The following is a 15,054-nucleotide window of genomic DNA, read 5'->3' as shown; positions in this document are numbered from 1 at the left end:
GGAATGTGAAGTTGTAGGGGACCTGGGAGCCGGGCGTGAACCCGGCTCCCAGGAAAGTGTTACTCGCCGCCGCCCTGGTGCTTCTGGACGATCTCGTCGGCCACAGCGCGGGGAACCTCAGCGTAGCTGTTGAACTCCATCGAGTAGACGGCGCGGCCCGAGGTCTTCGAGCGCAGGTCGCCGATGTAGCCGAACATCTCGGACAGCGGGACGTGTGCACGGACGACCTTGACGCCTGCGGCGTCCTCCATCGACTGGATCTGGCCACGACGCGAGTTCAGGTCGCCGATGACGTCGCCCATGTACTCCTCAGGAGTACGCACCTCGACCGCCATGAGCGGCTCGAGCAGCGCCGGGTTCGCCCGACGAAGGGCTTCCTTCATGCCCATCGATCCTGCGATCTTGAACGCCATCTCCGAGGAGTCGACGTCGTGAGCAGCACCATCGACGATGGTCGCCTTGACACCCACGATGGGGTATCCGGCGAGCACGCCGACGTTCATCGCGTCCTGGAAGCCGGCATCGATCGAGCCGATGTACTCACGCGGGATGCGACCACCGGTGACCGCGTTGACGAACTCATACGTCTTCTCGTCGTCGAGGTCGAGCGGCTCGATGTTGAACTGGATCTTCGCGAACTGCCCCGATCCACCGGTCTGCTTCTTGTGCGTGTAGTCGTACTTCTCGACGCCCTTGCGGATCGTCTCGCGGTACGCCACCTGCGGCTTGCCGACGTTGGCCTCGACGTTGAACTCGCGCTTCATGCGATCGACGAGGATGTCGAGGTGCAGCTCGCCCATGCCCTTGATGGTCGTCTGACCGGTCTCGGGGTTGAGCTCCGTGCGGAAGGTCGGGTCCTCTTCAGCGAGCTTCTGGATGGCGACACCCAGCTTCTCCTGGTCGGCCTTGGTCTTCGGCTCGATCGCGACCTCGATGACGGGCTCGGGGAACGTCATCGACTCGAGGACGACCGGCGAGGCCGGGTCGGTGAGGGTGTCACCGGTGGTGGTGTCCTTCAGACCGATGACGGCGTAGATGTTGCCGGCGGTGACCGAGGGAACCGGGATCTCCTTGTTGGCGTGCATCTGGAAGATCTTCCCGATGCGCTCCTTCTTGCCCTTGGTCGAGTTGATGACCGCAGCGCCGGAGTCGAGCTGTCCCGAGTAGACGCGGACGTAGGTCAGGCGACCGAAGAACGGGTGCACGGCGACCTTGAACGCGAGAGCCGCGAACGGGTCCTTCGCGTCGGGGTGACGCTCGATGATCGTGTCGTAGTCCTTGGGGTCGTGCGCCTCGATCGAGCCCACGTCGAGCGGGTTCGGGAGGTAGTCGACGACGGCATCCAGCATCGGCTGCACGCCACGGTTCTTGAACGCGGAACCGCAGAGGACCGGGTAGATCTCGGAAGCCACGGTGAGCTTGCGGATCGCGCCCTTGATCTCGGCGACGGTCAGCTCCTCGCCACCGAAGAACTTCTCGAGCAGCGCGTCGTCGGTCTCGGCGACGGTCTCGAGGAGCTGCTGACGGTACTCGTCGGCCTTCTCCTTGAGGTCGGCCGGGATCTCCTGGATCTCGTAGGAGGCACCCATGGTGACGTCACCCTTGGAGTCACCCGCCCAGACGAGCGCGCGCATCTCGACGAGGTCGACGACGCCGATGAAGTCGTTCTCCGCACCGATGGGCAGCTGGATGACCAGCGGCTTGGCGCCGAGGCGGTTGATGATGGTGTCGACGGTGAAGTAGAAGTCCGCGCCGAGCTTGTCCATCTTGTTGACGAAGCAGATGCGGGGGACGTTGTACTTGTCGGCCTGACGCCACACGGTCTCGGACTGGGGCTCGACGCCCTCCTTGCCGTCGAAGACGGCGACAGCACCGTCGAGGACGCGGAGCGAGCGCTCCACCTCGACCGTGAAGTCCACGTGACCGGGGGTGTCGATGATGTTGATCTGGTTCTTGTTCCAGTAGCAGGTCACGGCGGCAGACGTGATCGTGATGCCGCGCTCCTTCTCCTGCTCCATCCAGTCGGTGGTCGAGGCACCGTCGTGGGTCTCGCCGAGCTTGTGGTTGACGCCCGTGTAGAACAGGATGCGCTCGGTCGTGGTGGTCTTGCCAGCATCGATGTGAGCCATGATGCCGATGTTCCGAACCTTGCTCAGGTCGGTGAGCACGTCTTGTGCCACAGGAGTGTCCTTATCTTTTGTGCAGTCGTACTGCGAAGAGGGGGTGCCCGCCCCCGATGTGTGATCGGGGGCGGGCGAAGCTGTTTACCAGCGGTAGTGAGCGAACGCGCGGTTCGACTCGGCCATCTTGTGCGTGTCCTCGCGGCGCTTGACCGCTGCACCGAGACCGTTCGACGCGTCGAGGATCTCGTTCTGGAGACGCTCGGTCATCGTCTTCTCACGACGACCCTTGGCGTAGCTGACGAGCCAGCGCAGCGCGAGGGTGTTCGCGCGGTGCGGCTTGACCTCGACCGGAACCTGGTAGGTCGAGCCACCGACGCGGCGGCTCTTGACCTCGAGAGTCGGGCGCACGTTGTCGAGCGCCTTCTTCAGAGTGGCGACGGCATCCTGACCGTTCTTCGCCTCGACGCCACGGAGGGCGTTGTAGACGATCGACTCGGCGAGGGACTTCTTGCCGTCGACCAGGATCTTGTTGACCAGCTGGCTGACGATCGGAGCGCCGTATACCGGGTCGTTGACGACGGGACGCTTGGGGGCGGGACCCTTACGAGGCATTGGACTCAGCCCTTCTTTGCGCCGTAGCGGCTGCGAGCCTGCTTACGGTTCTTGACGGCCTGGGTGTCCAGGGCGCCACGGACGATCTTGTAACGGACACCGGGGAGGTCCTTGACACGGCCTCCACGGACGAGCACCAGCGAGTGCTCCTGGAGGTTGTGACCCTCACCGGGGATGTAGGCGGTGACCTCGGTGCCGTTGCGGAGCTTCACACGAGCGACCTTGCGCATCGCCGAGTTCGGCTTCTTCGGGGTGGTGGTGTAGACGCGGGTGCAGACCCCGGCCTGCTGCGGGTTCGACTTGAGTGCAGGCGCCTTGGTCTTCGAGACCTTGGGCGAGCGACCCTTGCGAACCAACTGCTGAATGGTTGGCACGTTCTCTCCTCATAATGCTGCACGGTGACAGCGTGATGGGTTTCACATCAGTGACCCACCGGCACGCCGGAATCGACGAGCCTTTGTGGTGGTGGGTATGCCGTGGGGGCGGACCGGCATGGTGCCGACGCCCAGCGCGCACGTCGAGACGTGCACACACCTGATCAAGTGTAATGCCGCGTAACGTGGTGGTCAAATGAAGGCCGCTCAGCGGCGGTCGCTAGGTCTGGTCCGAGTCGAACGGGGAGTCGAGCGAATCGGTGAGCTCGGCGAGCAGCGCCTCGATCTGCGGCTCGACATGCTGCGAGATCGCGGCCTGGATGTAGATGCGGTGGCGCAGCAGGATGCCGCAGATCTCACGGCCGACCATGTTCGCGTACTCGTCGGCGAGGGCGACCTCCTGTCGCAGCGCCACCTTCGCCTCGTCGCTCAGCGGCGGCAACGGCGGCAGATCGTCGACCGCCTCGTCCGCCAGTCCCGCGATCGTGAAGAGGAACGGCGCACCGGGGACCGGCTCAGGATCGAGCGGGAGGCCGTCGAACTCCGGATCCAGCCCGTCGGCCGGACGGTAGCTGCGCGCCCGGTTCCGTGCGGCCTGCTGGTCGAGCTCGCGCTGCAGCATAGGGAGGTTCCTCGCGGTGTACTCGGCCACGGCATGGTCGACGATCGTCTTGATCCGAGTCGAGAGGCCGTGCTGCACGCCGTGCGGCGTGTTCGAGCCGATGCCCGCCGCCGACAGGATCGGCGAGCCCAGGCAACGCCGACAGGGCGCGACCCGACCACGATGGGTCGCCGGCTCCCAGCGCGGCACCCACCGCAACCAGGCCTCGACGGCCTGGTCGACCTGCGTCTCCAACGAGCGCTCCACACGTAGAGCGTACGGCGCGTGCACCGCTGCTGCCGAGATTTCGTCTCGACGGCGGGGCGTCATTCCTCGTCGTCGCGCTCCCAGGGCCACTGCGGCTGCTGCGCGCGCGTGCGGCGGAGCGCGATGCCGCCCCAGGCGGCGATGGCCCCGGCGGCCAACAGCACCGCGCTCGCCCCCCCACGGACGAGATCGCCCGCGACGACCGTCGCGACGATCAGGTCACCGCTCGCGACCGCGACCGCGATCCAGAGGACGACCAGATGCGCGAGCGCCGTGCCCAGCGCGACGGCGGGCGCCGCGAGGAACGACGGATGCGATCGCCGCAGCGACCCCCAGAGCGACAGCGCGAACGCCACCACCGCCGCGAGCATCCCGACCGCTCCCGGCACCTGCCCCAGGCCAGGGACGGCGATGATGTCCCGGTCGGTGGCCACGCTCAGCGCGCCGAGGCCGAACACCGCCAGGGCGAAGAAGCTGATCGTGGCGAGAACCAGAGCCAGGATGGCCGAAACCCCCGGGGACGCGGGTCCACGGGGGTTCGGCGATGACATGTTCGTGATTACCTCGAGAGCGTCGGACCGGCCTCGAGCGTGCGCTCGTACTCACGCTGCGCCTCGGCGTTGAGCTCGGTCTTGCGCGCCCCACTGCGGGCGACCCACGCGCCGAACCAGATGGTCAGCTCACGGCCGAAGACGAACGCCGCGATGGCGAGCGGGTGGAAGAGCTGGGCTCCGATGAGCTCGCTCCCCTCCCGAGCCGTGAGCAGCCAGAACGGCGCCTCGAAGAGAGCACCGAGGATGTGTCCGCCGTAGGCGATGAGCCCGACGATGATGCCGAAGACCACCCAGAGTCCCCAGCGTCCGCGGTTGATGAACGCTCCGAGAAGCCAGAAGCCGAGGAAGAACACCACGACGGGGACCCAGAACCCCCAGGTCATCAGCGGAGCGAGAGCCGCTTCGCCGATGTTCTCGCCCGTGATGTCACCCGCGACGGCACGAAGGCCGAGCGTCGCACCCAGGTAGAGGATCGCGAAGGCGACGGTCGCGAGCAGACCGATCGCACCAGCGGTGCCGCGGTTTCCCCGCTCGCGGGGCGGCTCGGGAGCCTGGACGAAGATCGGCTGCTGCTGGACCGGCGCGATGACCGGTTCGGCGGCGGCAGGCTCGGACGGGACGATCCGGGTCTCGGTGTGGTCGGCCGACGAGTACGCGGCTCCGGCGAGAGCGGACTGCTCGTGCGCGACCGGCGGCGTGTAGGCGGGGGGTGCGTCCGCATCCGTGCCGAACGACTTCGTCGTGTCCGCATCCGTGTTCCGCGACGTCGTCGTGTCGTCTGCGTCGAGGTACTTCGGGTCGTTGAGCTCGGGCGTCGCGAAGGTGCCGGGGTGATCCTTCTCGGCGGCTTCGAACGCGGCGAGATCCGGGTCGACGGCGGGCTGGGCAGGTGTCGGAGCCGACGTGTCGTGCGTAGCGTCCGCGGGCGTGCCATGCACGCCTGCACCCGCTGCGGCGGCGGCGTCGAGTCCAGCGTTCGCGCTGTCGACGACGTCGTTGACGTCCTTCGGCCGCTCGGGCTGTGGAACCTCGGGGTCACTCATGGGGGTGCGCCTCTCATCGGATGTGTGCATTGCGAGATTACCGCCGCCCGACCGCACCCCGAGGGAGGCGTGCCGACGTGTCGTGCAGCCCGTGATCGCTAGGGAAGCGTCGAACGGAGGGTGTCGCCGACGAACGATGCGACGACCGGCACGATCGGCATCGAGAACCAGACGAGAGCGCCGATCACGCCCGCGCACAGCACTCCGGCGACCCAGCTGATCGCCACGTTCCGCCCGGCCACACGCGTCATGCCATCACGCTACGGCCGCCGTCGCACGACGGGTGATCGCAACGCCGCGAACGCTGCGACCATGATCGCGGATCAGCCCTTCGTGGCGCCCGCGGTCAGTCCGCCGACGATGTACCGCTGCAGGAACAGGAACAGGATCATCACCGGGATGGCGGCCATTACCGCGCCGGCCGAGAAGGCCGACCAGTCCGCGTATCGCGGGTTGGCGACGAGCTTGGTGAGACCGACGACCAGGGTCTGCTGCTCGACATCGACGAGCATGACGCTCGCGATCACGTACTCGTTCACCGTGCCGATGAACGACAGCAGCGCGACGACCGCGAGGATCGGCGCGACCAGCGGCAGGATCATCGTGAAGAAGATGCGCGCGTGTCCGGCGCCGTCGATGCGGGCCGCTTCATCGAGCTCCATCGGCAGGGTGTTGAAGAACCCGTACATCAGGTAGGTGTTCACCCCGAGCGCGCCGCCGAGGTAGACGAGGATCAACCCCGTGTGCGTGTTCAGTCCGATCGCGGGGAACCAGTCCCCCAGCGTCGACATCAGCAGGAAGATCGCGACCACGGCGAGGAGCTGCGGGAACATCTGCACGACGACGATCGTGACGAGGCCGATGCGGCGACCCGCGAAGCGCATGCGCGAGAAGGCGTATGCCGCGAGGGCGCCGATGAACACCGTCACGGCTCCCGTGACCACGGCGATGACGAGCGTGTTCAGGAACCACAGCCCGTAGGGGTTCTGCGGGTCGCTCAGGATGCGCACGTAGCTGTCGAAGCCGAACGCCGAGAACAGCTGGTTCGATCCGGTCAGCGTTCCTCTCGGGTTGAGCGACGCCGAGACGACGTACAGCAGCGGGAACAGCGCGAAGGCGCTGACGACGATGGCGACCACATGGCGCCATCCGGTGTCGGCGAACCATGCGCCGAAGCTGCGGCGACGCGGCGCGAGGTTCTGTTCGACGGCGACGGTGCGGGCGGTGGTGCCGATGTCCGTGGTGCTCATGTCAGTTCAGCTCCTCGAGGGCCTTGGTCTTGCGGAAGCTGATGATCGAGATCGTCGCGACCACGATGAAGATCAGGATCGTGAACGCGGAGGCGAGTCCGTAGTCGCGGGACTGCCCCGTGAAGGCCACCTTGTAGACCATCGAGATCAGGATGTCGGTGTGCCCGACCGGGATGCTGACATCGTCGAACCGCGGCCCGCCCTTGGTCAGCATGTAGATCAGGTTGAAGTTGTTGAAGTTGAACGCGAACGACGAGATCAGCAGCGGCGCCACCGTGACGAGCAGCAGCGGAAGCTTGATGCGCCGGAAGACCTGCCACGGGTTGGCGCCGTCCATCACCGCGGCCTCGTTGACGTCTTCGGGGATGCCCTGGAGGGCGCCCATGCAGACGAGGAACATGTAGGGGAAGCCGAGCCAGAGGTTCACCAGCAGCACCGAGACCTTCGCGAGGTTCGGATCGGTGAGCCACGGGATGTCCGCTCCCCCGAAGATCACCTGGTTGATGAAGCCGAAGCTCTCGTTCATCATCCCGGCCCAGACGAGGGCGGAGAGGAACGCGGGGAATGCGTACGGGAGGATCAGGATGATCCGGTACCCGTTGCGGAAGCGCATCCGCGTGTTGTTGAACACCAGCGCGAGGAGCAGGCCGAGGAAGAACGTCGTCGCCACGGAGAGCACCGCGAAGACGAAAGTCCAGATCGTCACCGAGATGAGCGGGCCGCGGATCGAGTCGTCGGTCACCGCGCGCACGAAGTTGTCGAACCCGACGGTGGTCTGCCAGCCGGGAAGCAGCTCGGTGCCGTCCTCGGCGATGAACGAGCCCTCCCCCGTGTCGGAGTACACCGCGCCGGTCGTGGTGTCGGTGATGGTGTCGGCATCCGCGTCGTACTCGAGCGTCGAGACGTACAGGTAGCCCTTCTGGCCGTCGGGCGCACGCAGGCTGCCGTCGTTGGGGTCGTCGCTGAACGGCACCGAGAGCTTCTCCAGCTCTTCCGAGAGCGTGAACACCTTCGCGAGGGGCAGCGTGGTCCAGCCGTCGACGGCCACAGCCTGGTCGCCGTCGAACTCGGCGTCGACCTCCTCCAGGGGCTGCTCGGCCGTGCCGAGCAGCGCGTCGCCGGAGTCGGGATCGGTCACCAGCAGGCCGTAGGTGCCGAACTGCTCGACGACCGTGACCGGGTACGTCGGGGAGTCCTCCACGCGCTCCTGGGCGGAGGCGAGGAGCGACGAGATCGCCTGGTCCTTCGTGCCGTTGTGGCCGGTGCCGTAGTTGGTGAAGCCGATGTACCCGGTGTACAGCAGCGTGAACACCTGGAAGATGATCAGGAAGATGATGCCGGGCGTGAGGTACTTCGCGGGGATGCGCTTGCGCGAGAAGTAGATGTAGTTGACGAGCACGGTGACGGCCACGACCAGGCCGAGCACCAGCCACTCCTGCTGCCCGAAGAGGACGAACGCCGCATACAGCGCGATGGCGTCGACGATGGCCAGCAGCAGGATCTTCAAGAGCATCCAGCCGATCGGCCCGGATGCGGCCTCGGCGATGCCGGCGGCCTGGCGCTGGCGCTTGGTGAGTGGAGCCGTGGGCTCGGCGGTGTCTGTCATCTCGTCCCCGTCGTCGAGCTGCCGGGGCGGACGAGGTCCGCCCCGGCAGAGATGGTGCTGGGTGTCTTACTTGATCGCTGCGGTGACGTCGTCGACGAGCTTCTGCCACGTCGACGCCGGGTCGGAGCCGTTGATGATCGCGGCCTCGGCCACGCCCCAGAACTCCCAGACCGATCCCATCGCGGGGATCGCGGGCATCGGGACGGCATCCGCACCGACGGCCTGGAAGCCGGCGATGATCGGGTCGGAGGCGGCGGAATCGGCGGCGGCCGTCAGCGCGGGGAGGATGTTGCCGGCCTCGAACAGCTCGAGCTGCACCTCTTCGGTGCCGATGTAGTTCACGAGGAAGTCGTTCGCGGCGACCTTGTTCTTCGACTCGGAGCTCACGAAGAAGCCCTTGACGCCGGCGAACGGCGACGCGGTCTCACCCGTGGGGCTGGGGATCGGGTCGATCGCGACGTTGATTCCGGCGTCGACTGCGGCGCCGACGTTCCACGGGCCGGTCAGCCAGAAGGACGCGGTGCCGTCGAGGAACTGCTGCTTGGCGATCTCGCCGTCGACGTCGGTGTTCAGCGTGCCTGCGGCGCCCTGAGCGGCGAGCCAGTCGGCGAAGGCCGTTCCGCCCTCGCTGCCGAGCTGCAGATCTGCGGAGTCGTAGCTGCCCGAGTCGTCGGTGCCGAAGACCGGAGCGCCGAACGCCGTCTGGAACGGGTACAGGTGGTACGGGTTGCCCTCGGTGCCCTGCTCGACGACGAACGCGCCCTTCGAGACCATGTCGTCGAAGCTCGTCGCGGCGGCGGGCACCATGTCGGCGTTGCGCAGCACGGCGATGTTCTCGACCGCGTAGGGAAGCATGTAGACGGTTCCGTCGTAGGTCGCCGCCTGAAGGGCGACGGGCAGGTAGTCGGCCGACGAGTCGCCGAGCTCGAGCGGGGCGACCACGCCGTTGGTCGAGAGCTCTCCGAGCCAGTCGTGCGCGCCCATGACCACATCGGGGCCCTTGCCGGTCGGCACCTGCTGGATGAAGTCGTCCTTCATGTCGTCGACGGACTTGCCGACGAGCTCGACCTTGACTCCGGTCTTCTCCTCGTAGGAGTCGGCGGCGCTCTGCAGCGCGTCGACGCGCTCGGCGTCGACCCAGACGGTCAGCGTGCCGCCGTTCTCACCCTCGGATGCGTCGCCGCCGTCGGTCGCGGTCGAGCAACCGGCCAGGGAAAGAGTCGAAACGATCGCGATGACGCCGGCGGCGACGATGCCCCTCTTGTTCACCTTCATTGGTGTGTGCCTCTCTGAGTACTGGTGGCCTGCAAGGACTGCAAGCGCTTACAGTATGCATCGAGAACGACGGGAATCGCAATGCAAAAGCCCTTCGATATCAAGCTGTAACCGCGGATTGGTGCGTGAGAGTCGATGGAAGCGCTTCCAAGCGAGCGTGAAAACGGCGGTGTCGATACACTTTGCGTATGGCTGACAGTTCCTTTGACATCGTCTCGAAAGTGGATCACCAGGAGGCCGAGAACGCCCTGAACCAGGCGCGCAAGGAGATCGAGCAGCGCTACGACTTCAAAGGCACGGGCGCCTCCATCGCCTGGAGCGGCGAGCAGATCCTGATCATCGCCGGCACCGAGGAGCGCGCGAAGGCCGTTCTCGACGTCTTCCAGTCGAAGCTCATCAAGCGCGGCATCTCGCTCAAGAGCCTCGAGTCGGGCGAACCCTTCGCCAGCGGCAAGGAGTTCCGCATCGTCTCGACCCTCAAGGACGGCATCTCCTCGGAGAACGCGAAGAAGATCAACAAGCTCATCCGCGACGAGGGTCCGAAGGGCGTGAAGAGCCAGATCCAGGGCGACGAGCTGCGCGTGCAGTCGAAGAGCCGTGACGACCTCCAGTCGGTGATCGCGCTGCTCAAGGGCGCGGATCTCGATCTCGACCTGCAGTTCATCAACTACCGCTGATCCCACAACGCAGGGGACGGATGCCGCCGCATCCGTCCCCTTTTCTGTGCCCTCGGATCCCATTCCGATATATGGGTCGGAGTGACCGAGACTGGATGCAGTCGCGTCCCGATGCGACAGACGATGCGGCGATGCATGACGCGCTGCCGAACCACGGTTCCGCGCTTCGCGGATCGCGGTTCCCGCCTTGTGGGGACTGGGCGCAGTTCAGCTCCGTGCACGCCATCGTCTGTGGTCGGCGAGTGTCCCAACACTCGCCGACCACAGAATCACCCGTACTCAATCCTGCGACGACGCGCCGACGACAAGCGCCTGCGTGATCGTCGGAAAACTCGTCTGTGGATTATTGGCATCGCGATCCACTTCGTGATGTAGTGGCCGTCCGGGCACATCATGGGGAGCCCGGATCTGGAAAGCAACTGGGGGCAGTCCATGAACACCAACAACTCGATGACGAGTATTCGAGAAAGCAAGCAGCTCTTGGCGGAGGAGGTGTTTCAGCACATCGGCGCGCAGATCGTCGACGGTGTGCTGGAGCCGGGGTATCGCATCCGCGATGTCGACGTCGCCGAAGAACTGCATGTGTCACGGACTCCGGTGCGAGAGGCGTTACAGCGTCTCGAGCGTCTCGGGCTCGTGACGATGTACCCGAGCAGATACACCGAGGTCACCGCCGTCACGGCAGAGACCGTCGAGCAGACGCTCGAGTTCGCGGGGTATCAGGCGGGGATGGCCGCGCGGATGGGCGTCGCGCGGATGAGCCAGCAGGACCGCGAGAGTCTCGCCGCACTGGTCGAGGAGATGTACACGGCGCTCGATGACGATGTGCACATCTCCAACACACGGTGGGCGGTGTTCTCGTTCCTCAGCGCGCGCAGTCGTAACGCGCAGCACCAGGTGCTGATCAACGACGCGAGCATGGCTCTCTTCCGCAATCTCCGCGGCTGGAGCGTGCCCGAGAACGACCGCGAGCGCATGCTCCAGGTCTACCGGGACTTCCACGACGCGGTGCTGCGCGGCGATGCCGACGAGGCCGAGCAGCAGGCACGTCTGATGCACTACGTCTGACCACTGGGTCGGACACTGCGCCTGATCACTGTCGGCGCGCGGCCGTCCAGCCTCTGACCCATCGGTCGAGGCGGCGATACGCTTCCTCTCTGGCCCCATGCCGCGAGAGGAAGACGTCGTGCAGGGCTCCGTCGATGCGCTCGACAGTGACAGACGGACCGAGCTTCAGCGACGCCCGCGCGATGTCGTCGACGACCAAGACCGAGTCTGCTCGGGTGAGGTCCTCCGACCATCGCGTGGGCGTCGCTGAGCGCGCGGACAGCAGCACGCACACGGGCGCGTCGATCGTCAGCCCCGCCGCGACCTTGGCGTGTCCGGTGAGTATCGCGTGGAACCACCCCGCGTGGACGGCCATCGTCTGCGCCGGACGCCAGAGGAGGTTCACCTCGACCGGATCGTCGGGGTCGGCGACCTCCTGCTGCGCGCGGGTGTAGAAGCCGAGATCGACCTGCGGCGCGACCTCCCGAGGAGCCCACCTGGCCTGCAGCTCGGCGACCGGAGCGATGAGCGGGCGGGCGGAAGCGACCTGGAACTCGAGCCAGGGGCTGTTCAGGATCACGGCATCCGCCGCCTCGGGGTGCCGCGACGCCCACAGGCTCAGGGTGAGTCCGCCGGTCGAGTGGCCGAGCAGCACGAGCCGCCGGGGGGATGCCGCGGCTCCAGTCCCGTGCCCCATCGCGGACAGAGCCGCGGCGATGTCCTCGTCGTACGCGACGAGGTCGGTGATGTAGCCGGGAGTCTGCCCATCGCGCAGACTCCGGCCGTACTTGCGCAGGTCGAGCGCGAAGAAGCGCGCCCCGCGAGACGTCCAGAATCGAGCGAGCCGCTTCTGGAAGAAGTAATCCGACCAGCCGTGCACATAGAGCACGTCGACATCGTCCAGCGGGAGGCTCTGCCCGCGCAGCCGGTCCCACCAGGGCCGGTCCCGCGGCACCGCACGCACGAGCGTGGCGACGAGCGGTCCCTCATCGTCCTCGCCGAGCTCGAGCGTGAGCTGCTCGAACTCGTCGCCGAGGACGTCCGGTATCCACTCAGGCATGCCGCCAGGCTATCGAAACGGTGTCGACTACTGGGGAGCGGTGTGTCCGACCGTGAGGCTGCGCACGACCTGCTGCGCGAGCGGTGCCGGATCAGCGGCCCCGGCTCCGTTGTCGAAGGTCACCAGCCGGATCCAGTCCGGACCGACTCGCACGTCGACGATCTTCTCGCCGTTCGCACCCGTGCTCGCCGTGGCGGCATCGGCTCCCTCGAGTTCGACGGGTTCACCGTCGATCTTCTCGAACGCCCATGCCCCGGCGGGAAGTGTCGTGAGCATCAGATAGCTGGATCCTTCGTACTCACTCCCGGCCGACTTGAAATAGCAGATGCGCGATCCGTTGACGACCTCGTACACCTCCGCTGGGATGCCCCAGCCGCCGAAGTCCGAGAAGAGCGCGGCATCCGTCACTCCGAATTCGGCATTCACCTGCTCCGGTGTGATGAAGCGCTCGCACGGCGCACCGACGATGTCGCTCTCGACGTAGTCGACGTCGCGCAGGCTCGCAGCCGCCGAGGCGGCGATCCGACGCAGCGCCTCTTCGATCGGAGCGGTGTCATCCGCTCCCAGATCGGGGTCGACGACGGTGGCCGACAGCAGCACGTCTCCGTCGGGAAGCTCGAAGCCGCAGCGCCCGTCCTCGCAACTCGCCTGCTCACCCCAGAAGCCCTGACGCTCGGTCGCGCCGGCGATCACAGCCTGGGCATCCGGCACGATCGTGACCTCCCAGCTGCGCTCCGTGTCACCCGCGGAGCACGCGATCCCCCCTGCGCGCTGGAACATGTACTGCCCGGGGCCCGGCAGCCAGCCCATCGCAGACACCAGCGACAGCGCCGGTGCGACCGGCGTCGACGGCTCCCCCACGAGTTCGGCCATGGTGGCGGCGACGTCGTCGCACGTCACATCGAACGCCGCCGCCGGTTCGACGACGGGCGCCGGCGTCGGGGACGGTGTGCCGGTCGACGACGCCGTCGCAGACGGCGACCCTGATGGCTTCGGCTCGGCGGCCGGCTCGGCAGTGCACCCCGACACCAGCAGCAGAGCGGCGGTGCCGAGGACGATCAGGGATCGCAGTCGCATCCCTTCACCCTACGGATGCCGCCCCGCAGGCGCACCGGGTGCCGACAACGATCCGGTGTCGGTCACTCTCCGCGGGAGACGCGCACCATCTCGTCGCGCGGCACGACCTTGACGCGCGCGCGCTCGTGCGGCGCACCGAGAGCGACCTCGTGCTCGTCGAGCCGGTGCCAGCCTTCGAGGTCGGTCCACTTCACACCGCGCTCGAGCAGCAGGGCGGGGATCGCCTCTTCAGACGGGTCCTCCGGGTGCCACCACGAGCCCTGGTCGTTGATGATGTGCCGCACGGTCTCCATGGCATCCGACTTGGTGTGGCCGATCAGGCCCACCGGTCCGCGCTTGATCCACCCTGTCGCGTAGATGCCGGGCATCTGCTGGTTCGAGTCCTTGGCGAGCACCTGGCCCTCGCGGTTGGGGATGACGCCGTGCTTCTTGTCGAAGGGTACGCCCGGAAGCGGCGAGCCGAAGTAGCCGATGGCGCGGTAGAGCGCCTGCAGCGGAACCTCGCGCATCTCGCCCGTGCCCACGGCTCCGCCCTGTCCGTCGGGCTTCGTGCGCTCGTAGACGAGGGCCGCGACGCGACCGGCGTCGTCCTTGCGGACCTCGACCGGGCGGGCCCAGAAGTGCAGGTGCAGACGACGCGATGCCGTGCCTCCCGCATTGTTGACCGAGTCGCGCTTGCGCCACGACTGCAGGATGCGGTCGATCACCATGACCTGCTTGTTGCTGGCCACCGCGTCTTTCGACGCCTCGTCGTAGTCGAAGTCCTCGTCGTAGACGACCATGTCGACGTCACGCAGCTCGCCGAGCTCACGCAGCTCGAGCGGGGTGAACTTGACCTGAGCGGGTCCGCGGCGTCCGAACACGTGCACATCGGTGACGGCGCTCGCCTTGAGACCCTCGTAGACGTTCTCCGGCACCTCGGTGACGAGCAGGTCTTCGGCGTGCTTCGCCAGCATGCGGGCGACGTCGAGAGCGACGTTGCCATTGCCCAGCACACCGACCGATGCGGCGTCGAGCGGCCACTCGCGCGGCACATCGGGGTGGCCGTCGAACCAGCTCACGTAGTCTGCTGCCCCGTAGGCGCCGACCGCGTCGATGCCGGGGATGTCGAGCGTCGTGTCACGGATCGCGCCGGTGGCGAAGATGACCGCGTTGTAGTGCTTCTTCAGGTCGTCGAGGGTGATGTCCTCGCCGAACCGCACGTTGCCGAACAGCCGGATGTCACCGCGGTCGAGCACATCGCGCAGCGCGTTGACGATGCCCTTGATGCGCGGGTGGTCGGGTGCGACGCCGTAGCGGACCAGGCCGTAGGGGGCGGGGAGCTGCTCGAAGAGATCGATGGAGACGTCGAACTTGCGCTCGGCCTTCAGCAGGATGTCTGCTGCGTAGATGCCGGCGGGGCCCGCTCCGACGATGGCCAGTCTGAGCTTGGTCATAAGGGGTCCTTTCGTATGCCGTCACGCCCGGCGCACGCGGCCGAGGGCCGCG

General features: G+C 66.7%; 15 protein-coding genes. 2 read left to right on the top strand and 13 right to left on the bottom strand.

Annotated elements, in window-relative coordinates:
• Positions 1-59 precede the first annotated feature (59 nt).
• The 10 genes from fusA to ACZZZF_RS15890 all read right to left on the bottom strand — a co-directional run bounded on the left by fusA (position 60) and on the right by ACZZZF_RS15890 (position 9,705).
• Positions 60-2,180, bottom strand: a complete 2,121-nt coding sequence (gene fusA, locus ACZZZF_RS15935) for an elongation factor G (RefSeq protein ID WP_053097509.1) — start codon at positions 2,178-2,180, stop codon at positions 60-62.
• A gap of 84 nt (positions 2,181-2,264) precedes the next feature.
• Positions 2,265-2,735 carry a 30S ribosomal protein S7 gene (gene rpsG / locus ACZZZF_RS15930; protein WP_050722490.1) on the bottom strand — a complete coding sequence of 157 codons (471 nt, stop codon included), beginning with the start codon at positions 2,733-2,735 and terminating at the stop codon, positions 2,265-2,267.
• Between the two features lie 5 nt (positions 2,736-2,740).
• The gene (gene rpsL, locus ACZZZF_RS15925; protein ID WP_013584051.1) at positions 2,741-3,109 is read right to left on the bottom strand and encodes a 30S ribosomal protein S12; all 369 of its coding nucleotides are present in this window, start codon (positions 3,107-3,109) and stop codon (positions 2,741-2,743) included.
• A gap of 220 nt (positions 3,110-3,329) precedes the next feature.
• The gene (locus tag ACZZZF_RS15920) at positions 3,330-3,977 is read right to left on the bottom strand and encodes a spermidine/putrescine ABC transporter substrate-binding protein (protein ID WP_463499549.1); all 648 of its coding nucleotides are present in this window, start codon (positions 3,975-3,977) and stop codon (positions 3,330-3,332) included.
• Positions 3,978-4,036: 59 nt separating this feature from the next.
• A complete protein-coding gene (locus tag ACZZZF_RS15915) occupies positions 4,037-4,528 on the bottom strand; it encodes a hypothetical protein (RefSeq protein WP_463499547.1) in 492 nt (163 codons plus the stop codon).
• 8 nt (positions 4,529-4,536) lie between these two features.
• Positions 4,537-5,574: an ABC transporter gene (locus ACZZZF_RS15910; RefSeq protein WP_463499544.1), complete on the bottom strand. Its 1,038-nt coding sequence runs from the start codon at positions 5,572-5,574 to the stop codon at positions 4,537-4,539.
• Positions 5,575-5,672: 98 nt separating this feature from the next.
• On the bottom strand, positions 5,673-5,825 hold the full coding sequence (locus ACZZZF_RS15905) for a hypothetical protein (RefSeq protein ID WP_171821933.1): 153 nt from the start codon (positions 5,823-5,825) through the stop codon (positions 5,673-5,675).
• A gap of 72 nt (positions 5,826-5,897) precedes the next feature.
• On the bottom strand, positions 5,898-6,824 hold the full coding sequence (locus tag ACZZZF_RS15900; protein WP_053097512.1) for a sugar ABC transporter permease: 927 nt from the start codon (positions 6,822-6,824) through the stop codon (positions 5,898-5,900).
• Position 6,825: 1 nt separating this feature from the next.
• Entirely contained in the window at positions 6,826-8,430 is a 1,605-nt protein-coding gene (locus ACZZZF_RS15895; protein ID WP_295104790.1) for an ABC transporter permease subunit, read from the bottom strand.
• A 66-nt stretch (positions 8,431-8,496) separates the two neighbouring features.
• Positions 8,497-9,705 carry a sugar ABC transporter substrate-binding protein gene (locus tag ACZZZF_RS15890; protein ID WP_053097514.1) on the bottom strand — a complete coding sequence of 403 codons (1,209 nt, stop codon included), beginning with the start codon at positions 9,703-9,705 and terminating at the stop codon, positions 8,497-8,499.
• Between the two features lie 188 nt (positions 9,706-9,893).
• On the opposite strand from ACZZZF_RS15890, the gene ACZZZF_RS15885 reads away from it, so the two are divergent.
• Together ACZZZF_RS15885 and ACZZZF_RS15880 are read left to right on the top strand one after the other, a co-directional pair.
• The gene (locus ACZZZF_RS15885) at positions 9,894-10,382 is read left to right on the top strand and encodes a YajQ family cyclic di-GMP-binding protein (protein WP_053097515.1); all 489 of its coding nucleotides are present in this window, start codon (positions 9,894-9,896) and stop codon (positions 10,380-10,382) included.
• A gap of 432 nt (positions 10,383-10,814) precedes the next feature.
• On the top strand, positions 10,815-11,450 hold the full coding sequence (locus ACZZZF_RS15880; protein WP_053097531.1) for a GntR family transcriptional regulator: 636 nt from the start codon (positions 10,815-10,817) through the stop codon (positions 11,448-11,450).
• A gap of 25 nt (positions 11,451-11,475) precedes the next feature.
• Here the strand turns inward: ACZZZF_RS15880 and ACZZZF_RS15875 are convergent, their stop codons facing one another.
• From ACZZZF_RS15875 to ACZZZF_RS15865, 3 genes are all read right to left on the bottom strand, one after another.
• Positions 11,476-12,489: an alpha/beta hydrolase gene (locus ACZZZF_RS15875; protein ID WP_363521132.1), complete on the bottom strand. Its 1,014-nt coding sequence runs from the start codon at positions 12,487-12,489 to the stop codon at positions 11,476-11,478.
• Positions 12,490-12,516: 27 nt separating this feature from the next.
• Entirely contained in the window at positions 12,517-13,566 is a 1,050-nt protein-coding gene (locus ACZZZF_RS15870) for a hypothetical protein (RefSeq protein WP_463499542.1), read from the bottom strand.
• A gap of 62 nt (positions 13,567-13,628) precedes the next feature.
• Positions 13,629-15,002 carry an FAD-dependent oxidoreductase gene (locus ACZZZF_RS15865; protein ID WP_053097534.1) on the bottom strand — a complete coding sequence of 458 codons (1,374 nt, stop codon included), beginning with the start codon at positions 15,000-15,002 and terminating at the stop codon, positions 13,629-13,631.
• Positions 15,003-15,054: the final 52 nt, after the last annotated feature.

Source organism: Microbacterium sp. AC215, from assembly GCF_979258645.1.
This window is presented reverse-complemented; position numbering and strand designations above follow the sequence as displayed.